The sequence below is a fragment of the Brevundimonas sp. genome, assembly GCF_035935935.1.
Taxonomy (GTDB): Bacteria; Pseudomonadota; Alphaproteobacteria; order Caulobacterales; family Caulobacteraceae; genus Brevundimonas.
Map to the genome: position 1 here is coordinate 19926 of NZ_DASYWO010000005.1, position 23980 is coordinate 43905.

Genomic DNA, 23980 nt, shown 5'->3' on the forward strand with positions numbered 1-23980 from the left:
GCGTCATCCGATCACGGGAGAAGAGTCATGCCGAAGATCGATCCCGCGGCCGCCCCGACCGGGCACGGCACCAGCTATCCGGACGCCTTCGCCGGGCCGTGCAAGCCGCGCCGTCGCTGGCGCCTGGGCGACGCGGCCGGGCTGAGCCAGTTCGGCGTCAACCTGCTGCGTCTGCCCGCCGGCGCCTGGTCCAGCCAACGTCATTGGCACCAGACGGAGGACGAGTTCGTATGGGTGCTGGAAGGCGAGGTGGTGCTGGTCGAGGACCAGGGCGAGACGATTCTGGCCGCCGGCGACTGCGCGGGGTGGAAGGCCGGCGTGCCGAACGGCCACAAGCTGGAGAACCGCACCGGCCGCGAGGCCGTTCTTCTCGAGGTCGGCACGCGCACCCCCGGGGGCGACGGCGCCGACTATCCCGACATCGACATGGTCCTGCCCAAGGGGGCGGACCGCTATTTCCACCGCGACGGAACCCCGTACCCCAAGCATGACCGACGCACCTGAGGCGCCCCAGCCGATCACGCCCTCCGTCTCCGAGGCGGCGCAGGACGCGCACGGCACGAACCCCTGGCGCAATCCGGACTTCCGTCGACTCTGGGTCGGGCGGCTGGCGGCTGTGCTGGCCATCCAGACCCAGGGGGCGGCCCTGCTCTGGCAGGTCTACGACATCGCGCGGCGGGATCATCCGATCGAGCAGGCCAGCCTGTATCTGGGTCTGATCGGCCTGTGCCAGTTCCTGCCGCTGATGGCCCTGACCCTGCCCGCGGGCGAGATGGCCGACCGACTGGACCGCAAGCGGACCGTCGTCCTGTCGATCATGGTCGAGGGGCTGTGCGCCGTCATCTTCCTGGGCCTGGCCCTGCACGGCAGCCCGCCCTTGTGGGCGCTGCTGGCCACGGCCGCCCTGTTCGGCGCCGCGCGGGCCTTCCTGGCCCCGGCCAGTCAGGCCTTCCTGCCCATGGTCGTCGGCCGCGCCGCCCTGCCGCGGGCCATCGCCGCACAGTCGATCGCCTTCCAGACCGGCAGCATCGCCGCGCCCGCCATTGCCGGGCTGATCGTCGGCATCGCCGTGCCCTGGGCCTACGCCACCGCCCTGTGCCTGTTCGGCGTCGGCCTGCTCTGCATCGCCACGATCCGCACCTCGGGCAAGCCGCGGCGCGAGCGCACGCCGTTCAGCGCCCGCGCCATGTTCGAAGCGGTGAACGTGGGGCTGAGATACGTCTGGAACACCAAGGTGGTGCTGGGCGCCATCTCGCTGGATCTGGTCGTGGTGTTGCTGGCGGGCGTGGCGCTGCTGACGCCCATCTTCGCGCGCGACATCTTCCACGTGGGGGCCGAGGGCTTCGGCGTCCTGCGCGCCTCTTTCGGCCTCGGGGCCCTGTTGATGGCCGGCTGGCTGGCGCGCTTCCCCATCGTGCGTCGCGGGGGCGCGTGGATGTTCGGCGCGGTGGCGCTGTTCGGACTGTCGGCGCTGAGCTTCGGCGTGGCCGGATGGGGCGCGATGAGCTTCGGCTGGACGCATCTGGCGTGGGTCGCCGGCGTCGCCCTGTTCCTCGCGGGGGCGGCGGACATGATCAGCGTCAACATACGCCAGACCCTGATCCAGCTGGCCACGCCCGACGAGATGCGCGGCCGCGTCTCGTCGGTGTCGATGCTGTTCATCGGCGCGTCCAACGAGTTGGGCGAGTTCTATACCGGCTTCGCCGTGCGCATCCTCGGCCCGATCGGAGCCGCCCTGTTCGGCGGCTCCGCGGCGATCGCTTCGGTCGGCGTGTGGAGCTGGCTGTTCCCCGGCCTGCGCAAGGCCGACCGGCTCAGCTAGGCGTTCAGTCCTCCAGGAAACGGTCCACCAGGGCGAAGAGGACGTCCGGCTGGTCGGCCATGATGAAGTGGCGCGACCCGTCGACCCGCTCCAGCCTCAGGTCGGGCACGCCGGCCCATTGTTGCGACCACATGGCGTCGGCCATGGCCGCGGGCGCCCCGCCGTCGGCGTCCGCCGCGTAGACGGCCCAGACCGGCACCTTCATCGTCGACAGACCTGGCCGTGCGTCGGTGGTCATGACCTCCGCGATGCCGGTGGCGAGCGCCTGCCGGTCGGACGCCATGACCCAGGCGACCATCGCGGTCTGCATGGCGGGGTCCTTCGACAGTCCCGGCGCGCCGGCGATCTGTGCGGCGCGAAGGCCAGCGTCGTCGCCCGTCAGCATCTGCGACGCCGCTTGGGCCGCGAAGGGCCGGGCGCTCTCGACCGTGGCCGTGGGGCCGAACAGGGCGCTGAAGAAGGGCAGGCTGTCCACGCTCATGATCCGTCCGACCAGATCGGGCCGCGTCTGCGCCAGGAGAAGCGCGGACAGACCGCCCATGGAGTGACCGATGACGGCGGGCTTCCGCAGGCCGCGGGTCTCGATGTAGCCCGCCACCGCCTCGACGGCAGGCGTCAGAAGGGCGCCGTCGCCGTGCGTCCACGGCTCGCCTGCGAAGCCGGCCAGCTGAACCAGATGCACCCTGTGCGTCGCAGACAGCCGCTGCGCCAGGGGTCGCCACACCTCGCGACTGGATCCGTAGCCCGGGATCAGGATGACGTCGGGCCCCTGACCCGACACCTCCACCGAGATGCGCCCGTCGCGGAAGAGGGCGTCGGAGGCGACCCCGCTCTGGGCCTCGGCCCGGCCCGCGATCAGGGCGGCCCCGCCCACGGCCAGGGTCAGGGCAGAGGCGATGAAGAGGGCGCGCAGGGTCGCACGCCCCGCGAAGCGGCGCATGATCGGCATGGTTTCGGTTCCTTGTGAGGTGGGATCGCCCGGGATCAGGCGTGGGGGTTCTCGAAGATGTCCTCGACCGGCCGCTCGAACAGCACGGCGATGCGGTAGGCGAGATCGAGCGAGGGATCGTGCTTCTCGGTCTCCAGCGCGTTCACCGCCTGGCGCGACACGCCCAGCGCCTGACCCAGCTGTTCCTGGGTCCAGCCGCGCTCCGTGCGCAGAAGCTTCAGCCGGTTCTTCATCGCGACGACCTCAGGAACGGGGCGACGACCCCGAAGCAGGCCCAGAACAGCGGATAGACGAACCACGCGGGGACGTGCGTCGCGTCCGCATAGCTTTCGCCGAAGCCCCAGAAGGTGGCGATGGCCATGCTCAGGCCCGCGGCCACGATGAACTGCTTGGCGATCAGCGCGCGGACGAACTCGTCGCTCTCCCGCATGAAGCTCAGCGTGGCCCAGATCTGACCGATCACCGGGGCGCTCACCGCGGCGGCCAGCAGCCATGCCGCGACCGGCGACGTCAGGTCGTCGAATGCGCCGAAGATGGCGGCGACGTTGATGGCCGTGTAGCCGCTCATGAAGGCCAGGGTTCGGACCACATACCGCCGACCGGCCTCGGTGCCGTTTCTGAAGCTGCCCAGCATGTCATGTCCTCCTGACCTGATGTAAGGTCAACATGACACAGCTAGCGTGTCAGGTCAACATGACTTCGAGTCAGGCGTGCCTGACCCGACGGTCCGCGGGGAGGACCACTCGCTTTCCGGGAGGAAAGGCGCTAGGATGCCCTCATCGCGGGCAGACCTCCGGCGTCCGCGGCTGGAAGAGATCGGTGACGCACGCCGCATACTTTCGCCCTTTGCAGCGAAAGTCGCATCGTGACCTACGATCTACATCTGGAAACCGCGGACGGCGTCCGCATCGAGCCGCATGACGCCGAGCACATCTCGGCGCTTTACGATCACTGCGAGGCAAGGCTGGCCGCCGAGGCCTCGGTGAAGAAGATCCACCTGCACCTCGGCGATCGCCGCCTGCACACGATCGTCCGTCGGGACGGCCCCCGCGGCGGCTGAGGCTCACTGACGCCGGCGCTGCGCCGCCTGCCAGGCCTCGAACTCGTCGACCACGTCGGACTGGCGCAGGACCTTGCCGTAGGGATCGACCACATAGTGCGCGCCCGCCGGCAGGGCGATCTCGCCCCGGCCGCCGGTCATCGGCACGACCTGGACGCGGCCGGCGACCTCGATCTCGACCGGCAGCGGGAAGGGCGCGCCGTTCCCGGTCTTCCATTCCAGCCGCAGCCGGTCGCCGTCGCGCGTCTCGACCAGATCCGGAATGGCGGCCTGGTACAGATAGCCCTCGAAGAACCAGTCCAGATCCTGACCGGTCACCTGATTGACGATGGCCATGTAGTCGCGGGTCGAGGCGAAGCGCGGCTCGAAATTGCCGGGACGCGGGTCGTCGCGGCCGTAGACCAGCAGACGGATGGACCGGAAGAAGGCCTCGTCGCCGATCAGGTTCCGCAGGGTGTGGGCGACCAGAGACGCCTTTGAGTAGACGTCGTTGCCGGGGCCGGCCTGCGACGTGCCTTCGTCGGTGATCTCCTTGCCCGAGACGATCGGGTATTCGTTGCCGAGACCCAGCCGCTGTTCCAGCAGCTCGGCCTGGAAGATGCGGTCGCCGTGCAGCCAGCGCAGGTAGAGCGGCTGCATGTAGGTGCCCAGCCCCTCGTGCAGCCAGATGTCGTCCAGATCGACGTGCGTCAGCTGATTGCCGAACCACTCGTGCGCCATCTCGTGGTGCAGCAGCCAGTCATAGCCCTTGTGATCCTTGCGGTACTGGTTGCCGTAGGCGTTCAGCGTCTGGTGCTCCATGCCCAGATGCGGCGTCTCGACCACGCCCAGCTTCTCGTCGGCGAAGGGATAGGGGCCCACCACCTCCTCGAAGAACTGCAACATCAGCGGAAACTCGGCGAACAGGTCCTCGACCTTGGCCGGGTCGTCCGACTTCAGGTGCCAGTAGCTCATCTGGATGTCGTTGCCGAAGCGGCTGCGGTACGTCGCCGTCCGTTCGATGAACGGCCCGACGTTGATCGAGATCGCATAGGTGTTCATCTGGCCGGCCGACCAGTTCCAGGTCGTCGTGCCGTCGCCGTTGTCGGTCTTGCCGACGAAGCGGCCGGGTCCGGGAGCCGCCAGGTTCGACGGCACGGTGATGTGCATGTCGACGGCGCGCGGCTCGGCCGTGCCCCAGTCGATGCAGGGCCAGATCATGTCGCAGCCGTCCCCCTGGACGGCGGTCGCGATCCACGGCTCCCCCGACGGCGCGGTGCGCCACACCCAGCCGCCGTCCCAGGGCGCGTTGCGCGCCGGATGCGGCACACCGGCGTAGGCGATCCGCACCTGAACCGACCGCCCCACGGCCACAGGCCGGGGCAGGGTGATGGTCATCCGCCCTTGCGGATTGGTCCATGCCGTCCGGGGCAGGGCGCGACCGTCGACCGTGATCGCGGAGACGTCAAACCGCGTGTCCAGATCCAGCACCAGCCGCGGCAGGGGGGCGGTGGCGGTGAAGTCCAGCGTCGCGACGCCCTCGATCGACTTCGTCTCCGGCAGGATCCTGAAGGCCAGATCGGCCTTGTCGAATTGCATCGCCACCTGTTCGGGCGCGCGCGGCCAGCCGCTGTCGCGGGTCCAGTCGGTCGAGGTGCGCTGGGCTGGCGCCTCCTGCGCCAGGGCGGCGCCGGTCAGGGACAGGGCCGTGGTCAGCGCCAGGGCGGCGGTCAGGGACTTCGTCATCGGGCTTCCTCTCAGCGGCGCGGGCGCAGGCGGTCGACCAGCGGGTCCTGCCGCAGCACCTTGTTCTCGGGATCCACGACCACCACGGCGTCGGCCGGCACGTCCAGAGAGCCGCGGCCGCCCGTCATCGGCACGGTGCGGACCTCGCCGTTCACCGACACGTCCAGAGGCATGGGGAAGACGCCGGCCGGCGTCGACCAGCTGAGGTTCAGCCTGTTCCCGTCACGCGTCTGGGTCAGGACCGGAAGGGACGCCTCGTACAGATAGGCGTCGAAGAACCAGTCATAGTTCTCGCCCGTCACCTGATTGACGATCTGGTTGTACTGCGGCGTCGAGCGGGTCTGGGGCTCGAAATTGCCCGGCCGCGGATCGGGCCGGCCATAGGTCAGGATGCGCAGGCTCTCGAAGAAGTCCTCGTCGCCCAGCGTCATGCGAAGGGTGTGCGCCACCAACGACCCCTTGGAATAGATGTCGCCGCCCGGGCCGCCCGGCCGGTTGTAGACGTCGTTCACCGTCTTGGGCGTTCGCGACACGATGGGCGCACGGTTCAACAGGCCGTCGCGCTGATCCGCCAGCTCACGCTGCATGTACCGGTCGCCGCGCAGCCACCCGGCGTAGAGCGGCTGCATGTAGCTGCCCAGCCCCTCGTGCAGCCACATGTCGTCGGCATTCCAGTTGGTCAGCTGATTGGCGAACCACTCGTGGGAAAACTCGTGCTGCAGCAGCCAGTCATAGCCGCGGCCGTCCATCCGGTATTGGTTGCCGTAGGCGTTCAGCGTCTGATGCTCCATGCCCAGATGCGGCGTTTCGACCACGCCCATCTTTTCGTCGGCGAAGGGGAAGGGGCCGACGGTCGCCTCGAAGAAGTCCAGCATCTGCGGAAACTCCGCGAACAGACGCTCCACGTCCTCCGGCTTGTCGGATTTCAGGTGCCAGAAATGCATCGGGATCTCGTTGCCGAACCGGCTCCGGTAGGTCGCCGTCCGCTCGACGTAGGGTCCCACGTTCAGCGTGATGGCGTAGATGTTCGGTTGCTTGATCGACCAGGCCCAGGTCGTCGTGCCGTCGCCGTTGTCCGTCTTGCCCTGGAACGTGCCGGGCCCCGGCGCCGAGACGTTCGACGGCACCGTGAAGCGCACGTCGGCCTGTGCGACCTCGCCAGCGGAGTTGTCGATGCAGGGATACAGCAGGTCGCACCCGTTCAGCTGGAACGCCGAGGCCACCCAAGGCTCGCCCGTGGGCGCCGTGGCCCACACAACGCCGCCGTCCCACGGCGCACGGGGGGCCACGCGCGGGCTGCCGGCCCATTTGACGCCCAATCTGACCGTCTGGCCGGGCGCCATGGCGCGCGGCAGCTGCGCCGTCAGGCGGCCCTCCGGATTGCTCCAGCGCTCGCGGGGCACCACCACGCCGTCGACCGTGACCTCCGACACGTCGAACACCGTGTCCAGTTCGACCGACAGCCTGTCAGTGGGCGCCAGCACGGCGAACTCCAGCATGCTTTCTCCGCGAACGGCCTTCTGCTCCGGCAGGACGGTCAGATGCAGGTCCATCCTGTCGAACCGCACGGCCTCCTGCTCCGGAGCCCGCGGGTTGTCCGTCTCCAGCGTGAAGGGAGTCGAGGTGCGCGCGGCGTCCTGCGCGACGGCGGGGGCGGCGACGGCCAGACTGGCGGCGACGATCAGGGCGAGACGGGAAGCGGCCACGGCGGACTCCTCGAAATTCGGGTCCGCCGACCTTAAGCGCCGCTTTGGAAAAGGGGAGTCGTCCCGGCGACCATTACGGAATGGTCATGAAGCCGGAGGAGGCAAGCAAAAAGGCCGGCGCCTCCGCCGGCCTTTTCAGAACCCGATGTCGTCGCCTGATCAGGCGGCGGCGTTCTCGGCCAGCTTGGCGCGGACCTGACGCTTGATGCGCTGGGCAGTCGGCGACAGCTGCTCGTCACGGGCCTTGACGATGTAGGCGTCCAGCCCGCCCTTGAAGTCCAGGGTGCGCAGGGCGGCGTTGGAGATGCGCAGGCTGAAGGTCTGGCCCAGCGCTTCCGAAGCGACCTTGACCGTCTTGAGCGACGGCAGGAAGCGGCGCTTGGTCTTGATGTTCGAGTGGCTGACCGAGTGGCCGACCATCGGGCCCACGCCAGTCAGTTCGCAACGACGAGCCATTCGTCAGATCCTTCGCGGAGCGCCTGCCGACAGGGTCGCGGGCGCAATAAACAAAAGCGCGCGGAAGGGGCTCCCGCGCGAGAGGGGGCCGTATAGAGGAAGGCGCCCCGGAACGTCAACCCGCCGTCAAGCCCGGGCGACGGGCGGCGCGGCCGTTCAGCCGCCGTTCAAATCCCGCCACATATGCCCCATAGCATGATCGTTCACCTTCTTCGGGGGACCTGAAGACATGAAGACCCGCTTTCTGGCTTTGGCCGCCGTCTCCGGCGCCGTGCTGGCGCTGGGCGTCTCCGACCGCCCCGTCGCCGGCCCCGCGCCCCAGAACGCCCAGCACGTGCTGCCCGGCTACTGGGAATACACGACCTCGGCCGTCGGCGTTCGCGACACGGAGCGCAAATGCGTGCGTCCGTCGGAGATCAACCGCTTCTTCGGCGGCCTGTCGACGCGCCGCTGGAGCTGCACCTATCCGGTGCGCGAGGTCGGCGGCGGCAATGCGCGGTTCGAGGGAACATGCCGCGATCGCAAGGGCCGCACCGTGCGCGTGCGTCTGTCGGGCACCTATCGTCAGGAAAGCTTCCGCTTCAACGGCGGCGCCCAGCTCGCCCGCGGCACGCCCTACCTTCCCGCCTCCATCACCGCCAACCGCATCTCGGCCGACTGCCCGGCGGGCGCGGAGTATTTCTGAGGCCGTCACGCGGCCGTTGACTTAACTCTACATATGTAGATTTATTCGCGCGTGACCCGTTCCCGCGCCCTTTCCGCCGCCGGTCGCCGCCTGCTGGCCGCGTTCCTGGCCTCTCCCGGCCAATGGCGGCACGGCTACGACCTGTGCCGGGACGCGGAAGTCAAATCCGGCACCCTGTACCCGCTTCTTATCCGGCTGGAGGCGCAGGGGCATCTGCAGGCGGAATGGCGGGACGCCGAAGAGCCCGGTCGGCCGCCGCGCCACGTCTATCGATTGACGGCGTCGGGCATGCGACTGGCGGCCGACAATCCGATCCCCGACGCTCAGGCGTCCACGACCGTGCCGGCGGGGCGGCCCGCGTGACCGCCGCCGCCATCCGCGCGATCCTCGCCGTCGCCGGACTCATCGCGCCGCCGCGGCTCGCCCCCTGGATCGAGGCCGCCGCGCGTGAGACGGAGGCGATCCCCCACGCGGGCCATGCGCTGCAGTTCGCCCTCGGCTGTTTTTTCTGGACCGCCCGCGAGGCGGCGCTCGCCCGGATCAGCAACCTGACGAAGGAGACCACCATGCCCCCCACGGCATCCGGACGCACGCCGCGCGCAGCTGGCGTGGCGTGCGCACTCGGGGCGACGTCGCTCGGCGTCGTCTACATGGGACTGGCCGGCGCGCCGCTGAGCTATCCGCTCCTCAACGCGGCCGCGGCGGTCTTCGGTCTGGTGGGCTTGGCCGGACTGGGGCTGGCGGAGCGGCGCGGGCATTTGAAGGCGGGGCCCCTGTCGCTTGCGCTGGGGCTGACGGTCCTCGCCGTTTCGTTGTGGGGCGCCGAAGCGACCGGGGTCCGACGGTGGGCCGACCTTGGCGGACTGGTGGTTCAGCCGTCCCTGATCGCCGTCCCCCTTATGGTCGCGCTCTTCGCGAAGGCGCGCGACGGACTCTCGGCGCTGGGGCTGGTGATCGTCGCCGCCGCGCTCGCGATCCAGCCGGACCGCGGCGTGGCGGGGCCTTTGACGGCCGCGCTGGCCGCGCTGACGCTGCTGCGTCCCGGCCGGCTTGAGGCGATGGCGCTGGCCGCCGCAGCGTTCGCCTTCGCATTGACCCTGATCAGACCGGACGCCTCGCCTGCCGTGCCCTATGTGGACCGCGTCCTGCACACCGCGTTCGACGTCGGCTGGCTTGCCGGCTCCGCCGTGCTGGCCGGCTCCGCCCTGCTCGTGGTTCCCGCCGTCGTCGCACGGCGCGTCGGTCCTGCCATGGCCGCCTTCGGCGCCATGTGGGCCGGGCTCATCGTCGCGGCCGCCGTGGCCAATCATCCCACGCCCCTGGTCGGCTATGGCGGAAGCGCCGTGGTGGGCTACCTGCTCAGCCTGATCGCCCTGTCTTCCGGCGCGCGGGCTCCGGCGCGGCGAGGCTCGATCGTGCCGACGGAGGAGGCGCCGCCATCGGACGCGTCGGCCCTGTTCGTCGTAGGCGGACGCTGACCGGGCCGCAGAGAAAAAGGCCCGGGATCGCTCCCGGGCCTTTCGTGCATTCCGACGAGAGCGAAGCCGATCAGGCGGCTTCGGCTTCCTCGGCGGCCTCGGCGGCGGCGACGACGGCCTTCTTGGCGCTGAGCGACTTGCCCAGCAGGGCGACGGCGGCGTCCTTGTCGATCTTGTTGGCGGCGGCGACCTCGCGGGCCATGCGGTCCAGCGCGCTCTCGTACAGCTGGCGCTCCGAATAGGACTGCTCCGGCTGGGTCTCGGCGCGGTGCAGATCGCGGACGACCTCGGCGATGGAGATCAGGTCGCCGGAGTTGATCTTGGCCTCATACTCCTGCGCGCGGCGCGACCACATGGTGCGCTTGATGCGGGCGCGGCCCTTGAGCGTGGTCAGGGCCTTGGTGACGACGTCGTCGCCGGCCAGCGAGCGCAGGCCCGCGGTCTTGGCCTTCTTCGTCGGCACGCGCAGGGTCATCTTCTCGTGGTCGAAGGTCACGACGTAGACCTCCAGGCTCATGCCCGCCACTTCCTGCGTCTCGATCGCCGCCACCTTGCCGACGCCGTGCGCCGGATAGACGACCGCGTCGCCGACCTTGAACTCCAGACCGCTCTTGTTCGTCATCGTTCTTCCTTTCCGGCCGATCGGGAAGGATGAGGCGCGCCGCGACGTTCAGACGATGCTCCGCCCGCCGCCGGATCGCTCCGTCGGAGGGTGCAGGATCGGTCTTCAGCTACGGAAACGGATCACCAGACCTCGGGCCGCCCCCGCTCTTCGGCAGGGGTCTGTCGCAAAAGCGGTCGAGCACGATCCGTCGCCGGGCGCTCGACCAATGACGGGGAACCTATCACAAAACCGCAAGATTTCAAAATGTCGGCTTCGTGATCTCGCCCTGCGGCGCGAATCCTCGCCGCGGAGCCGACCAGACGGCCGTCAGCTGCCCTTGCCGGGCTTCTCGCTGAAATACTTCTCGAACTTGCCGGTTTCGCGCTCGAACTGTTCCTTGTCCGCCGGCGGCGTGCCCTTGACCGTGATGTTCGGCCAGACCTTGGCGTATTCGGCGTTGATCTGCAGCCACTTGCCGTCCGGCTCGTCCTCGGTGTCCGGCTTGATGGCGTCGACGGGGCACTCGGGCTCGCACACGCCGCAGTCGATGCATTCGTCCGGCGCGATGACGAGGAAGTTCTCGCCCTCGTAGAAGCAGTCGACCGGGCACACCTCGACGCAGTCCATGAACTTGCAGCGCACGCAGGCGTCGGTGACGATGTAGGTCATTGCGGCGAAACGGACGCTGTTCGGGGCGGGAGGCGGCAGATGACCCCGCAGCCTGCGCCCGTCAACCCCCGGGGGCCGTCGCGTCGCGCCACAGGCCGCGGGCCTCGTCCGCCGGGCCGCGCCGCTCGCCGAAGCCCAGCACCTCCACTTCGACCAGCCGCGATCCCGCGGGAAACAGCAGGACGTCGCCGACGTGGACCGACCGGCTGGGCTTGTCGAGCCGGGTCTGGGCGCCGTGATGGGTCAGCCGGACCCGGCCGGCCTCGACCATGGCCGCCGCGGCCGAGCGCGTCTTCGCGAAGCGCGCGCGCCACAGCCAGACGTCGACCCGGCACGCCCCCTCGCTCATGCGGCGGTCGCCTCCGGCTCCGCCCGGGCATAGGCGCGCGAAAGCTTGCGATATTGCGGAGAGTTGAAGGCGACGAGGGTCGCGAGGATGCCCACGACGCCCGCGACCGTGAAGACCAGCGCGATTCCCCGTGCGGGCCCCGTGCCGAACCAGTCGCCGATGGCCGCCGCGCCGGCGCCGCCTTCCGACATGAACGGGATGACCACGAACTGGGTCAGCGGCCCGATCAGGAAGGCCGTCAGGGGGCTTGCCGCCTGCTCCACCGACTGGGCGAACCCGAACACGCGGCCCTGCCGCTCGAAGGGCACGACCTTCTGCAGCGTGGTGTGCTCCGCCGCCTCGGCGAACGGACCCAGGAACATCCAGAGGAAGGTGCCGGCGAACAGCAGCCAGATCCACGGCTGCAGGGTGAACACCGCCGCCCCGCTCCACGCGATCAGGTTGACGATCATGAGGGTGCGCAGCGGGCTCTTTCCCAGACCGGTTCGGGCGATCACCAGCCCCGAGAAGATGAAGCCGGTCGAGACCGCGCCCCACATCAGGCCCCAGTGCTGTACCTTCATCAGCGACAGTCCGTAGGCGTCCATCAGCGCCATGAAGATGCCGCCCAGGAAGTTGTTGAAGGTGGCGAACAGGATCAGGGCGAACAGCCCCGGCACGGCCCCCACGACCGCCAGCGTCCCGCGGATGTCGACCCGGCGCCGTCCCGGCGTGCCGTCGGCGTCGGCCTCCGGTTCCGGGCGGGGTTCGTCCACGCGCAGGAAGCGCAGATGAAGAAAGGCCGCGGTGGTGAGCGTCAGGGCGAAGATCAGCGTCCCTTCCATGCCCGTTCGGGCCACCAGAAATCCGGAGATGACCGAGGTCGTCAGGAAGCCGACGCCGGTGACCATGCCGACCAGACCATTGGCCCGGTCGCGCCGGTCTTCCGGGACCAGCAGGGTGACGAGCGTCGGCAGGGCGATGCCGCGGATGTTGCCGGCGATGACGCCGAGCATGACCAGGCTGACGAAGAGCCAGAGCGTCGGCGAAGCGACGTCGCGCATCGGCGGCTCGCCGACGCCCAGCAGCAGCGCCAGCGCGGCGGCATAGAAGGCCACCGACACGGCGCTGGACGCCATCATGACCCGCTTCTTGCGGTGGTGGTCGACCAGACTGCCCAGCCAGAAGGCCAGGCCCGCCGTCAGCACCAGATACATCCCGGCGATCAGGCCGGTGGCGAACACCGACCGCGTTTCCAGATAGATCCAGAAGGTGATCGCGAACCACACCGTGAAGTTGGTGACGTTGGCGACCAGGTTGTTGGCCAGCAGGTTGTGGAACGGGGTCATCCGACCTGAAAAGCGCGGGAAGCGTCGCGGTTCAAGCGCGGGGTTTGCGCTGGCGCTTGCGTGCGGGCCGTGAGGGCGCGATCGGCCGCGCCAGTCCCGCCAGCGCCGCGAACGGCGACGCCGGCACGCGGTCGGTCTCCCGCACCGTTCGGGCGCGCGGGGTTCTGAGCGCCTTCGCCAGGTCGTCGGCTTGCCGGGACGTCAGCTCCAGTTCCGTGAGGGCCCCCGCATCCAGCGGTCCCGGCGCGGCCGCGCGCAGCTCCGCCAGTCTTTCCAGCCTCTCCAGCGGCAAAGTCAGGCCCGCCGCGATCCGCAGCCCCCGTGACGACAGCGCGCGCGCATGCGCCGTGCCGGGTTCGCGCGCCCAGAAGGCTTGGGCGAAGGCCCGCCCGCGCGCCTTCTGGTCGGCCGGAAGCCAGACGCTGTGCGCGCCCATCCGGACGCCGAACGTCTTCAGGGTGCGCCGCTCGACCTGGCTCAGCGCCGTCAGCTCGCCCTCGACGTCGCGGCGCGGCAGGATCCCGCCGGCCTCCACCAGCCGGAAGGCCAGACCCCGCGTCAGACCCTTGAGCCCGCCGCTTTCCAGCGCCCGCTTCAGCCGCGACAGGCCGCGCAGCGCCCGACCTGCCTCTTGCGCCAGCCACGCTTCAAGTCGGCGCCGCGCCCGTTCACGGGCCGCTTCGGCGCCCTGATCGCCGATCAGGCGGACCCGCGGCGACCACGGATCGTCGTTGCAGACCCGCGCCACCAGATCGCCGCGCCACGTGACGGCGCCGTCCGGCAGCAGGGCGAAGGCGTCGTCCGCGTCGGCCGCCAGCCGGCCCAGCCGCCGCGCCACCTCCGGCTCGACCGCCCGCTGCGCCAGTCGCCGCTGCGACGGATGGGCTGCCGCATCGCGGTCCGTCACGAACCGCAGCCCCTCCAGCCGCCCCAGCTCGGCCCCCTCGATCGAGACCGCCCCGCTCCCGTCGACCTGCACCGCGGCCTCGTCTTCCGTATGCAGGGCACGCATCAGGGCCGTGGTCTTGCGGTCGACGAAGCGCGCGGTCAGCCGGGCGTGCAAAGCGTCGGACAGCCGGTCTTCCAGCGCGCGCGTCCGTTCGCGCCAGTGGGCGGCGTTTTCCAGCCAGTCCGGCCGCGCGGCGACGTAGGCCAGCGTCCGCACCCCCGCCAGTCGCGCCGACAGCTGGTCGATCTGACCGTCGTCATGATCCAGCCCGCGGAACCGCTTGTCGACCCAGTCCTCGGGCAGGCGGCCACTCGGTCCGATCAGGGCGTGAAACACGTCCATCGTCAGCCGGAAATGCTCGTCCGCCGTCGTCTTCTGGAAGTCAGGGACTTGGCAGGCGTCCCACAGCCGCATCAGGCTGCCGCGGGATTTCGAGATGCGCTGCACGTCCTCGTCCTGCACCGCCCGGCGCAACAGGGTCTCGTCCAGCGCCTGGCCGGTGAGGTGCAGGCCCGGCCGCCTCGGCGGCTCGGTGAGCGAGCGCAGCAGGTCCGGCAGGCTGTCGAAGTCCAGCCTGCCGTTGCGCCACTCCGCGCCCTCGACGGGATCGAAGCGGTGCTCGACGACCTGCTCGACAAGATCGGGATCCAGGTCCTCGGCCTCACCCGTCACGCCGAAGGTGCCGTCGCGCAGGTGCCGGCCCGCGCGTCCGGCGATCTGGCCAATCTCGTGCGCGTGCAGCCAGCGGGTCCGCCGCCCGTCGAACTTCCGCAGGCCGGCGAAGGCGACGTGATCGACGTCCATGTTCAGGCCCATGCCGATCGCGTCGGTGGCCACCAGAAAGTCGACCTCGCCCGACTGGAACAGCTCGACCTGGGCGTTGCGGGTGCGCGGGCTCAGCGCGCCCATCACGATCGCGGCCCCGCCCCTCTGGCGGCGGATCAGCTCGGCGATGGCGTAGACCTGCTCGGCCGAGAAGGCGACGACGGCGCTGCGCCGGGGCAGCCGGGTCAGCTTCTTGGGCCCGGCATAGGACAGGGTGGACAGCCTGTCTCGCGACTGGATCTCTACGTCCTCGACCAGCCGCCGCATCAGCGGCTCCATCGTTCCGGCGCCCAGGAACATGGTCTCCTGCCGCCCCCGTGCGTGCAGCAGCCGGTTCGTGAAGACGTGGCCGCGCTCCGGATCGGCGACCAGCTGGATTTCGTCGACGGCCAGGAAGTCGACCGACCGCTCCATCGGCATGGCCTCCACCGTGCAGACGTGGAAGCGGGCATGCGGCGGGCTGATCTTCTCCTCGCCGGTCACCAGCGCGACCGACGCCTTGCCCGCTCTCGCGACGATCCGCTCGTAGATCTCGCGCGCCAGCAGCCGCAGCGGCAGGCCGATCATGCCCGAGCCGTGACCCAGCATCCGCTCGACCGCCAGATGGGTCTTGCCGGTGTTGGTGGGGCCGAGGACCGCGACGACGCGTCCCGGCGCCCGGCCTGTGCCGCGGTCGCTCATGATGGAGGAAGGTGGCGCTCCGCGAGCGGTTCCTCAAGCGTCGCGGCGTCGGGCACAGTCGCGCTTAACGACCGCTTCGCCGCGCGCGGAACAGGCGCGAAACGAATCAGGACCGAATCGCTGACTCGGCTCCATTCCTGATCCGTTCACCGCAAGATATTGTATCTTAAGACCGATTAACCACAATCGAATTTCACGCGGCGGGAGGCGGCGCTTCCCCTGCGCCGCGACGTCCGCTAGGTCAGCCGCCGACGGCCCCGTAGCTCAGCTGCATAGAGCAAGGCTTTCCTAAAGCCGAGGTCGGAGGTTGGAGTCCTCCCGGGGTCGCCATTATTTCAAGAACTTATGTGCCTCTCGCACTGACGCCTTATGCTATGGGGCACATTTGGGGCACGATGGTGCGGTTGCGGTTGATCTGGCCCTCACCAGCCGCCTGGCGGCTCTGCTGTAGTCTTGGGCAGGCCTGGGAGATCCAACGTCACTGACGGGTCGATCCGATTCGCCTCCTCCAGCGCCCATGTGGCCCACTGGTCGAAAGCGGCGTCTCGCCGGTTCTCTGTGTCTCCGATGCGCCGGGTCAGTTTGGCCACAAAGCCCCTGATGTCTTCGGCCCTGCGATAGTCGTCCGCCGCCTTGAACAGCGCCTCCAGCCGCTCGCGTTGCTCCTGTTCTCGACGTTCGGCCTCCTTTCGGATCGCTTCCAGCCGGCGCTCTTCCGCCTCGCGCTCAAGACGGGCTTTCTGTTCAGCCCGCCAGCGATGATGATGCAAAGCACCCTCACGGAGCTGAACCTCTGCATCGACGACCAGCTCGACGGCGATACTGGCGAGTTGGTCCTCCAACGGTCTTCTCGACTCGTCGACCCATGACGCTCGGACTTCTGCGTTCCCGAAGCCTTTCAGGATCGAGAAGCGCAACGGGGCAAACAGTTTGGCAGGGTCCGGCTTCCGACCCGCCTGCTCGGGATGCAGCGCCACCACCACGTGTTGCCGGTCGAACGTGATAGTTAGGTCGCGGGCCTCCGTGCCGCGCACAGTGACCTTGCCGTTGCACCGGCCCACAGCGAGGAAAATCGCATTTAGGATCCGCAAGCGTCGCTGTTCGACGTCGGTCGTGAAGACGGGTTCTTCCCAGCTGAAGGCGTATGGCGAAGACGCAGCCTTCTTCCTGCGGTCCTCATCCTTCTCCAGAAGCTTGCGAATGGCAGGATGCCAACCCGTGACCTTGGTCGTGCACTTGACCTTTCCGACGGCACGCTCGACCCGCGCTCGCACGGCATCGATCGGCTCCGGAAACGTAGGTGCCGGCGGCAAAGGACCCGCAAGCTCTTCGGCGGTCCAGTTGGGGTACCAGTAGGACGAATGGCCGAACGTAATGACGTTGCTGTGTCCGGGAGCTCTCGGCGGCAGGGCGATCTTCGTGACGGACTTCCCCGCCTCGCGTTTGGCCCAATATCCTCGATCGGGCGTCGGTATCGATGCGCGCTGGCATGCCTTCTTCAAGGCGACGTCGGATACCTCGAAGCGAGCAGCGACGGTGCGCACCGGCTCGGACCAGACCAAGTCGTAAAGCGCTTCCCTTTCGATCCGTTTCGCCACTCGCTTCGTCTCCTCGTTTGAGCGGGCGTTCGCCCCGCTCACGGCTGCGAGGCAAAGATAGCCGGGCGTCGATGGGGCAGAACGAGGAAACGGATATCTACGAGCCCTTTGGGCCTTCCCAGTCTTCGATCCAAAGCTGAGCTGCCGCTATAGAGGTCCGGCCGACCTTAAGGGGGCCCTTCGGGGCCGTGCTCACCGATGGTTGCGCCTTCGTTATGCGAGGACTAACGCAGAGGGCTCGTTATTTCCACATCTTGAGCCCGGTATGTCTTTGCTTTTGCTCGCAATCATCGGCGTCGCTATCTTCATCCTCTGGCACTTCCTGCCACAGCAGGCAAAACGCTCACCGCAGCCGGCACCAAGGTATCGAAAGGACGTTCGGATAAACGCCCAGCAGAGCGACTGGCAGACCATCGTGGAAGAACACTGCGAGTCCCCGGCCGAGACAGCCTTTCTGCGGGCAATGATTGCTGCACACGGCATGACGCCCGATAGCGGGTCGCTTGTTGCGGCGGGTATTCGGCTGGACTTTCAGGTCGAGGAAGGGCGTTACCGCGTCGACTTTCTGATCAACAAATGGCTGGTAGTCGAAGTTGACGGGGCGGCATATCATTCGTCGCCGGAAGCCAAGTCTCGAGATCAGATGAGAGATGGCTACTTCGAGGGGCTCGGCTACACAGTTCTTCGCCTGCCTGCCAAGCTTGTCTTTCATGCGCCGGAAGAGGCGGTGAAAGCCGTTCAATCGGCGCTGGCGGTGGGTCGGAGAGAAGTAGCGCCACTGCCCAAAAAATCGGACGGTTTCACCCGACTTGCACAGACTGCCGCCGCCTTCGGGCAGGCAGTCGAGCTGGCCGACAAGAAGCACGCGGTCCGCAAGGCTCTCGCCACCGCCGAGCTTGTCGTTTCATCAGAACGCAGTGCGCTTGACGCTGCGATGGAGCTTGCGCGTCAGCGGTCGCAGCACTCCTCCTGGCTGGCCGATCTGCCGGAGGAGGACTTAGCGCAGTATGAGCAGAGCGTCGCGGATCTCAGGGCGGCGGTGAGGGACGACGATTCAGCAAGTTTCAGCGAATCCGCAGTTTGGGAGCCTACCGAACTGCACCCATTCGAAACACCATCGAGGACGGGAGACGGATGGATTGACGATCAGATCGCAGACGGCCTCAGGCTCCTGACAGCGCGCAGGTCAGCGAACTTTCAGTCTGTTCGAAGGAAACTCGCGGCCGATGCATCGATCCGGCCGCACATGCGACAGGCACTTGCTGACCTAGGACGTGAAGAGCTCTGGGCCCGCCTGAACTAACGCACCTGGGCAGCCGAAGTAGGAGCCCGGCCCAACGCTGGAGTGAAGGCGAGGGGCTGGGGCGAGCGGTAGATCCTGGCAGCCAATGGTCCCTCACGTTGTCGGGCCAGCAGCCGCAGCTTTACAGCGCAGACCCAAGCCCGTCGGTCTCTTGCGACCGGGTTTGTCGCATTCGCTCGCCAGAGTGTCGGACGGATCAAGGTACAGGCGACGAATGCGGTTGCGTGTGGTGGATTTTGAGACGACGGGCGCTCAGGGCAGCGAGGTGATCGAGGCCGCTTTCGTCGACTTGGAACGGGTCGGCGTCGAATGGCGGGTCGGTCTGCCGACCGCCAGACTCTTCAGGCCGTGCGGCGGCGTTTCGGTTCATGCCCGGGCCGTGCATCACATTCGCGACGCCGATCTTCATTCGGCCGAAGCGTCATCGGTCGAAGCCGTGGAGCGGTTTCTCTCGCAGGGTGCGGCAATCGACGCCTTCGTCGCTCACCATGCGGAGTTCGAGCGCAGCTTCCTGCCTTCGCTGCGCTCGGCCCAATGGATCTGCACGGCCAAGTCGGCACGTCGGGCGTGGCCCCAAGCCGTGGGACATTCAAACCAGGTCCTGCGTTATTGGTTGGATCTCCAGCTCGATCCCGCACTGGCCTTACCGGCACACCGCGCCGGCCCTGACGCCTACGTGACCGCCCACATTCTCCAGCAGCTTCTGCTCACGGAGACCGCCGATACGCTGATCGATTGGACGACTCAGCCGTCGGTTGTCAGTTTCGGCAAACACAAAGGTCAGCCGTGGAGCGAAGTCCCCTCCGGCTACCTCCACTGGATGATGACCGAGAACGACATGGCCGATCGCCACCGACAACGGGCTCAGAACGAGCTGAAGCGCCGTGAGGCGAACAACCTGGTGGAGGTCGCGCAATGAGCGCACGCCTCCACCTGCTCTGCCGAGATGCGCTAGGGGTCACCTGCCTCGACGCGAAAACGTCTCTTTACCGGAGCGAGGCCTGGGCCCTGACGGCCGAGGAGGTCGCGGCTTTGCAAGGCGGCCGCGTTTACCTTCATCAGGCCAAGAGCGAACCTTCCTATTTCGGAGGATCGGTGGTCAGTGCGGAACGCCTACCGGCGGGGCCGGGCGAAGCCGATCGCTACGCCCTCACCGTGCAGTCCGATCTCGAAGGCAAAGGCGTCCACTGGGACGAGCGCGGCAAGTCTCACGGCATGGCCTGGTCCTCCGGCGTGATCGCCGCCTGACATGAGCGACACGCACAGAGACGAGAAGGCCGCATGGGCGGCCGTAGAGGCGGCGCGCAGACTCTTCGGAGCGCCCAGTCGGTTCAACGAAAAGATGGCGGAGTGGCGGATGCCGTCAGGCCTGGTGGTGAACATTCACCGCCAGGGCAAGCACTCCGCCAATGTCCTCGTGAGCGGCGGGGCCGTTCGAACGGAAGGACTGCTCAATCTGGACGACGGGAGCATTTCGCCCGGCCGAGGCCCGAAAAACTCCAACCAGTCTCCTGAGATCAAGGCCGGCCCCACCCTCGCCATGCAGGTGCGGACGGATCAGTTGACCCAGCTTACCCGGGTCCTGACTGAGCTCTCGGCGGGATCTGGCCCGTCGCCGAGCGTTCCCCGGCCAACCCCCGCCAGCACCAAGCCCGCTGTCGCTCCCATTCGCCCGAAAACGGCTCGATCCATGACCCCACGCAACATCATTCTCTACGGCCCTCCGGGAACCGGGAAGACGTTCGAGACGGCAGCGCTGGCCCTCGAACTCTGCGGCGAGAGCGTTCCTGAAGACCGGGAGGCCGTCATGTCGGCCTACGGCGCGCTCGTCGCGAAGGAGCGGATCACCTTCGTCACCTTCCATCAGTCGTACGGCTACGAGCAGTTCGTCGAAGGGCTCCAACCCAAAACGGGGGGAGGGGACGGCGAGGCGGAAGCCGATGGGCCAGGTTTTAGGCTCGAAGCCGAAGCCGGCGTCTTCAAACGTCTGGCGGACAAAGCCAGGACGAGCTCCAGCAGCGACGCCGATCTTTCAGCCGATGTCGCCCGCCTCAAGGGCAAGCGCGTTTTCAAGATGTCGCTTGGCCGAGCCGATCAGATCGAAATCTATCAGCGGTGCTTGGAGGAGGGGCTGATCCTGTCCGGCTGGGGCGGCGATGAGGACTGGTCCGATCCGAAGTACGTCTCGTATGACGAGGTCTACAAACGAGGCCGAGAGCTCGACGCAAAGGCCACCGGCAATTCGGGTCACATCTCCCAGCTCTGGGCGCTCCGCGGCAACATGCGCATCGGCGACCTCGTCGTCGTTTCCGACGGCAACTCCCGCTTCCGTGCCATCGGCGAAATCACCGGCGACTATCAGTTCGTGCCGTCACCCGACGGGTTCAACCACCGACGCAAGGTTCGCTGGCTCAGGGTCTTCGACCAATCGTTGGACGTGACGACCATCTTCGACGGCCAGTTCACGATGCGATCGGTGTATCAGTTGGATCCTAAGCGCCTGAAGCTGGAGCGACTGGCGGGTCTGCTGAACCAGCGAGAGGGTGAGCAGGCCCCGTCCGACCTGCTGCCTCATGTCATCATCATCGACGAGATCAACCGCGCCAACGTCTCCAAGGTGTTCGGCGAGCTCATCACCCTCATCGAGCCGGACAAGCGACAGGGACAGCCGAACTCGCTGGAAGTGACGCTGCCCTATTCCAAGGAGCCGTTCAGCGTTCCGGCCAACCTCCACATCATCGGGACGATGAACACCGCCGATCGGTCCATCGCCTTGTTGGACACGGCCCTGCGCCGGCGCTTCGAGTTCCGCGAGCTGATGCCACGTCCTGAGCTGCTGCCCAGGATCGACGGGATCGATCTTTCGGCCTTTCTTCAGAGCCTGAACGATCGGATCGAGTACCTGTTTGACCGCGATCATCAGATCGGTCACGCCTTCTTCATGGGCTGTCAGACCCGCGCCGACGTCGACCGCGTCATGCGCGACAAAGTCATCCCGCTGCTCGTGGAGTACTTCTACGAGGACTGGGAGAAGGTTCGCCTCGCCTTGGGCGAGTCCCAGGATGAAGGCCGCTTCATTCGCCGCACCAAGCTTCGCCGTCCGGGCGTCGAGCAGGAGGGGTTCGACGACGATGATCGATGGCGCTGCCAGGTGCAGGCGAGCTTCTCGAGCGACGCATACCGAACGTGAGCGGCGCCGGCGTGATCTCCGTCGGCGAATGGGGCCGGCTTCCGATCCGAGAGGACGACTCGCAAGGATCCGTCACGTCGAGCCAGGCCGACGCTCTGATGGCCGGCGCAGCCGCCGTCGAGCGCAAGCTTGGCATCGGGTCCGGTGAGGGCGCGAGCGTCCTTGTCCGAACGCACAAGGAACTGTGCGCGCGCCAAGTCGTCGGGGTGCTGGCGGTCCCCGGCGTCGAGCTCGAGATCCTGCCGAAGATTGATCGGCTCGGTGAGGACGGCGTCCGGGGCGTCTTGATCCATATGGTTGCCCACGCCTGGGATCTCCCCATCGCAGACGGAGAAGCGGCGCTCTTCAGCCGGCAAGAAAAAACGCTTCTGGAGATCCTGATCCGTCTTTTCTGCGACCGCCTGTTCAAGGCGGTCCATCGGGGCCTTTCGCGGCGCTACCTGGATCACGAAGACGACCTGCCAAGCCTGCGAGGGCGTCTCAACGTTCAACGTCAGTTCACCACCAACGTCATCACCCCCAATCGCCTGGCCTGCGGTTTCTCGGAGCTGAGCTCCGACATCGCCCTGAACCAGGTTCTCAAGGGCACGGTGGTGGAGTTGGCTAAGTGGTCGCGGTCGACCAGAAACCGTAGGCTGCTCCTGGAGCTGGAGCTGGCGTTTGAGGGCGTCTCAAGCCTTCCCCGCGATCGGTTGCCTTGGGACCAAGTGCATCTGGATCGGACCGACGCGAGGTACCGCGAGCTGTTCGACCTGGCGCGGGCCCTCATGAACCGACGCTGGCAAACCACGACCGCCGGCGACATGGGCGGAACCGCCCTCATGTTCGAGATGAATACGCTGTTCGAGGCGTACTTGGGGCGGCACATGCGCGCGGTCGGCCGGGCCCATCGGCGGGCGGTCGCGCTGCAGGGGCCTCGAAAGTTCATCCTGTTCGACGAGAACGGCTCGCCCCGGTTCGCCACCAAGCCCGACATCGTGGTCGGCGGTCCCGACGGCCCTCATGTCATCGACACCAAATGGAAGCGGCTTCAATCCGCCGACGTCGACGCGAAGCGAGGCGTCAACCAAGCGGACGTCTATCAGATGCTCGCCTACGGTCAGGTTTATGGCGCGAAGCGACTGACCTTGCTCTACCCCCACCACCGCGGGCTGGCTGAGGAGGCCGGAAGGCTTGCCGCCTTCACCATGCCCTCAACAGGCACGACCCTTGAGATCGCGACGGTCGATGTGTCCGATCTCCGATCCGTGCCGCATCAGTGCGCCCGCCTGATCTCTTCGCGCCACGCTGAAGCTACCGCCCTGGCGGGGTGAGCAGTGGGCTTCTGGCGTCGCGCGCGATCGCCGGCGTCGGCGGCAGTTCGAACCGCCCGGTCACCCCGTCAGGACGCCAGAGCGGCAGGTGGTCGAGCTGCTCCGGCGGCGTGGGGTGATATTCCTCGATGACGAAGGGGAGCGCTTCCTGACGCTCCAGCACGCCCATGAGCTCGGCCAGCCATCCCGCGTAAGCCCAGTCTCGCCCCTCGCCGGAAGACGCGACATCGGGAAAGCGGAGGATGAACTTCTCTGCCAGCTGCCGCGCCGTATCGTCACGCGCATCCTCCCAGCCGAAATAGCGGTTCCCACTGGCGCTCGTGTATCCGGCGTAGGCGACCTCGTGGAGCCGGGCGCTGTAAGCGCCATTTCGGTCGGAGAAGTGCTCCGCGGCCCCGATCGCGACCCGATAGGCGAGCGGGTAAAAGTACGGCATCACTCGAAGTCGCTGGTAGCCGAGCCTGTGCAGCTCGCACACCATGCGGATCACCCGCTGGCTTCGACGGATCTCTGGAGCGCTGGACCCGGTCAAGGCTTTGCTCCCATGAGCCTGCGGACCTGCTCCAGATCATAGCGTTTGGCCGGAGCGCCCGCCGCCTTAGGCCCTGGCGATGCCAGGGGCGTGTCGGTCTCCGCCGCCGCCCACTCTGAGGCGACCTTGCGATGGAGATTGGAGCGGTCGACCTTTCGTTCGCCCTCCCAGAACAGCGCATAGGCGTCCTTGAACATCGGGTAGGTGAAGACCGCGGGCATGAGGTCCAGGAACAGGTCGATCTCATAACGGCGACGCCTGATGTGCCGGTGGGCATCCTTGACGATATCATCGTGGTCGAAGGCCAGGCCTTTGGCTTTGTCGATCGATCGCCACTCGAAAGATCGAGCGTCTGATCCAGCCTTCGGACGACACCGCTCGTTATGGACGAACGTCCAATAGGCCACTGAGACGTAGCGGCCGCGAGGATCCCGATCGGCGTTTCCGTAAGCGCCGAACTGGTGAAGCTTACGAGGGTCGACGCCCGCCTCCTCCTTCAGCTCGCGCCGAGCACAGGCCTCCAAGGAGGCGTCGACCTTGGGATGCGTCGCGCCCTTTGCCGCCGCCAATTCGATGCGCGGTCCCCCGACCCTGAGGAATCCGCCCGGCAAGGCCCAGCCCTTGGGCGTCTCGGCCCTCTCGATCAGCAGCACTTCGATGCGTCCCTCGTGGACGCGGAGCGTCACGACGTCGGTGGCCACTGAGGGGCGAGGATAGGTGTACGTCGGCATTTGTTGCGACATTGACACGATTAGATT

At 67.5% G+C, this 23980-nt stretch carries 25 protein-coding genes and 1 tRNA gene; 12 read left to right on the top strand and 14 right to left on the bottom strand.

Annotated features, from left to right (window positions below; genetic code table 11):
• The first annotated feature begins 27 nt into the window (after positions 1-27).
• A complete protein-coding gene (locus VGR32_RS04870; RefSeq protein WP_327448638.1) occupies positions 28-504 on the top strand; it encodes a cupin domain-containing protein in 477 nt (158 codons plus the stop codon).
• On the top strand, positions 488-1822 hold the full coding sequence (locus VGR32_RS04875; protein ID WP_327448640.1) for an MFS transporter: 1335 nt from the start codon (positions 488-490) through the stop codon (positions 1820-1822). Before VGR32_RS04870 ends, VGR32_RS04875 begins: the two co-directional genes overlap by 17 nt.
• A 4-nt stretch (positions 1823-1826) precedes the next feature.
• Here VGR32_RS04875 and VGR32_RS04880 read toward each other — a convergent pair whose 3' ends face one another.
• Genes VGR32_RS04880 through VGR32_RS04890 form a run of 3 tightly spaced genes read right to left on the bottom strand, consistent with a single transcriptional unit; the run spans position 1827 to position 3405 of the window.
• Positions 1827-2771, bottom strand: coding sequence for an alpha/beta hydrolase (locus VGR32_RS04880; protein ID WP_327448642.1), 945 nt, complete (start codon positions 2769-2771; stop codon positions 1827-1829).
• A gap of 35 nt (positions 2772-2806) precedes the next feature.
• Positions 2807-3004 (bottom strand): helix-turn-helix transcriptional regulator, encoded by a 198-nt coding sequence (locus tag VGR32_RS04885; RefSeq protein ID WP_327448644.1) that lies wholly within the window; start codon positions 3002-3004, stop codon positions 2807-2809.
• Positions 3001-3405, bottom strand: coding sequence for a hypothetical protein (locus VGR32_RS04890; protein WP_327448646.1), 405 nt, complete (start codon positions 3403-3405; stop codon positions 3001-3003). Before VGR32_RS04890 ends, VGR32_RS04885 begins: the two co-directional genes overlap by 4 nt.
• A 231-nt stretch (positions 3406-3636) precedes the next feature.
• Between VGR32_RS04890 and VGR32_RS04895 the strand changes: the two genes are divergently transcribed.
• The gene (locus VGR32_RS04895) at positions 3637-3831 is read left to right on the top strand and encodes a hypothetical protein (RefSeq protein WP_327448648.1); all 195 of its coding nucleotides are present in this window, start codon (positions 3637-3639) and stop codon (positions 3829-3831) included.
• A 3-nt stretch (positions 3832-3834) separates the two neighbouring features.
• Here the strand turns inward: VGR32_RS04895 and VGR32_RS04900 are convergent, their stop codons facing one another.
• The 3 genes from VGR32_RS04900 to rpmB all read right to left on the bottom strand — a co-directional run bounded on the left by VGR32_RS04900 (position 3835) and on the right by rpmB (position 7718).
• Complete coding sequence (locus VGR32_RS04900) at positions 3835-5556, bottom strand: M1 family metallopeptidase (protein ID WP_327448650.1); 1722 nt, start codon at positions 5554-5556, stop codon at positions 3835-3837.
• Positions 5557-5567: 11 nt separating this feature from the next.
• Positions 5568-7262 carry a M1 family metallopeptidase gene (locus VGR32_RS04905; RefSeq protein ID WP_327448652.1) on the bottom strand — a complete coding sequence of 565 codons (1695 nt, stop codon included), beginning with the start codon at positions 7260-7262 and terminating at the stop codon, positions 5568-5570.
• Between the two features lie 159 nt (positions 7263-7421).
• Positions 7422-7718, bottom strand: coding sequence for a 50S ribosomal protein L28 (gene rpmB, locus VGR32_RS04910; protein WP_327448654.1), 297 nt, complete (start codon positions 7716-7718; stop codon positions 7422-7424).
• Between the two features lie 229 nt (positions 7719-7947).
• Between rpmB and VGR32_RS04915 the strand changes: the two genes are divergently transcribed.
• Genes VGR32_RS04915 through VGR32_RS04925 form a run of 3 tightly spaced genes read left to right on the top strand, consistent with a single transcriptional unit; the run spans position 7948 to position 9881 of the window.
• Positions 7948-8403 carry a DUF3617 domain-containing protein gene (locus VGR32_RS04915; protein WP_327448656.1) on the top strand — a complete coding sequence of 152 codons (456 nt, stop codon included), beginning with the start codon at positions 7948-7950 and terminating at the stop codon, positions 8401-8403.
• A gap of 51 nt (positions 8404-8454) precedes the next feature.
• Positions 8455-8766, top strand: a complete 312-nt coding sequence (locus VGR32_RS04920) for a PadR family transcriptional regulator (RefSeq protein ID WP_327448658.1) — start codon at positions 8455-8457, stop codon at positions 8764-8766.
• The gene (locus tag VGR32_RS04925) at positions 8763-9881 is read left to right on the top strand and encodes a hypothetical protein (RefSeq protein WP_327448660.1); all 1119 of its coding nucleotides are present in this window, start codon (positions 8763-8765) and stop codon (positions 9879-9881) included. Before VGR32_RS04920 ends, VGR32_RS04925 begins: the two co-directional genes overlap by 4 nt.
• Before the next feature lie 70 nt (positions 9882-9951).
• On the opposite strand, the gene VGR32_RS04930 is transcribed toward VGR32_RS04925, so the two are convergent.
• From VGR32_RS04930 to VGR32_RS04950, 5 genes are all read right to left on the bottom strand, one after another.
• A complete protein-coding gene (locus tag VGR32_RS04930) occupies positions 9952-10503 on the bottom strand; it encodes a CarD family transcriptional regulator (protein WP_327448662.1) in 552 nt (183 codons plus the stop codon).
• Positions 10504-10812: 309 nt separating this feature from the next.
• Entirely contained in the window at positions 10813-11154 is a 342-nt protein-coding gene (fdxA, locus tag VGR32_RS04935) for a ferredoxin FdxA (RefSeq protein ID WP_327448664.1), read from the bottom strand.
• A gap of 61 nt (positions 11155-11215) precedes the next feature.
• Entirely contained in the window at positions 11216-11503 is a 288-nt protein-coding gene (locus tag VGR32_RS04940) for an RNA-binding S4 domain-containing protein (RefSeq protein ID WP_327448666.1), read from the bottom strand.
• On the bottom strand, positions 11500-12831 hold the full coding sequence (locus VGR32_RS04945) for an MFS transporter (protein ID WP_327448668.1): 1332 nt from the start codon (positions 12829-12831) through the stop codon (positions 11500-11502). Before VGR32_RS04945 ends, VGR32_RS04940 begins: the two co-directional genes overlap by 4 nt.
• A gap of 31 nt (positions 12832-12862) precedes the next feature.
• The gene (locus VGR32_RS04950) at positions 12863-15286 is read right to left on the bottom strand and encodes a helicase-related protein (protein ID WP_327448670.1); all 2424 of its coding nucleotides are present in this window, start codon (positions 15284-15286) and stop codon (positions 12863-12865) included.
• Positions 15287-15539: 253 nt separating this feature from the next.
• Between VGR32_RS04950 and VGR32_RS04955 the strand changes: the two genes are divergently transcribed.
• A tRNA-Arg gene (locus VGR32_RS04955) sits at positions 15540-15616 on the top strand.
• A gap of 92 nt (positions 15617-15708) precedes the next feature.
• Here VGR32_RS04955 and VGR32_RS04960 read toward each other — a convergent pair.
• Positions 15709-16884 (bottom strand): hypothetical protein, encoded by a 1176-nt coding sequence (locus VGR32_RS04960; RefSeq protein WP_327448672.1) that lies wholly within the window; start codon positions 16882-16884, stop codon positions 15709-15711.
• Positions 16885-17149: 265 nt separating this feature from the next.
• Here VGR32_RS04960 and VGR32_RS04965 point away from each other — a divergent pair, with 265 nt between their 5' ends.
• From VGR32_RS04965 to VGR32_RS04985, 5 genes are all read left to right on the top strand, one after another.
• Positions 17150-18187 carry an endonuclease domain-containing protein gene (locus VGR32_RS04965; RefSeq protein ID WP_327448674.1) on the top strand — a complete coding sequence of 346 codons (1038 nt, stop codon included), beginning with the start codon at positions 17150-17152 and terminating at the stop codon, positions 18185-18187.
• A 214-nt stretch (positions 18188-18401) separates the two neighbouring features.
• Positions 18402-19106 (top strand): hypothetical protein, encoded by a 705-nt coding sequence (locus VGR32_RS04970; RefSeq protein WP_327448676.1) that lies wholly within the window; start codon positions 18402-18404, stop codon positions 19104-19106.
• The gene (locus tag VGR32_RS04975) at positions 19103-19435 is read left to right on the top strand and encodes a hypothetical protein (RefSeq protein ID WP_327448678.1); all 333 of its coding nucleotides are present in this window, start codon (positions 19103-19105) and stop codon (positions 19433-19435) included. The genes VGR32_RS04970 and VGR32_RS04975 overlap by 4 nt, the downstream gene beginning before the upstream one ends.
• A 1-nt stretch (position 19436) precedes the next feature.
• Positions 19437-21377: an AAA family ATPase gene (locus tag VGR32_RS04980; RefSeq protein ID WP_327448680.1), complete on the top strand. Its 1941-nt coding sequence runs from the start codon at positions 19437-19439 to the stop codon at positions 21375-21377.
• A complete protein-coding gene (locus tag VGR32_RS04985) occupies positions 21374-22690 on the top strand; it encodes an McrC family protein (protein ID WP_327448682.1) in 1317 nt (438 codons plus the stop codon). The genes VGR32_RS04980 and VGR32_RS04985 overlap by 4 nt, the downstream gene beginning before the upstream one ends.
• Here VGR32_RS04985 and VGR32_RS04990 read toward each other — a convergent pair.
• Entirely contained in the window at positions 22671-23222 is a 552-nt protein-coding gene (locus tag VGR32_RS04990) for a hypothetical protein (RefSeq protein WP_327448684.1), read from the bottom strand. The genes VGR32_RS04985 and VGR32_RS04990 overlap by 20 nt on opposite strands.
• Complete coding sequence (locus tag VGR32_RS04995) at positions 23219-23923, bottom strand: NUDIX domain-containing protein (RefSeq protein ID WP_327448686.1); 705 nt, start codon at positions 23921-23923, stop codon at positions 23219-23221. The genes VGR32_RS04990 and VGR32_RS04995 overlap by 4 nt, the downstream gene beginning before the upstream one ends.
• Between the last annotated feature and the right edge of the window lie 57 nt (positions 23924-23980).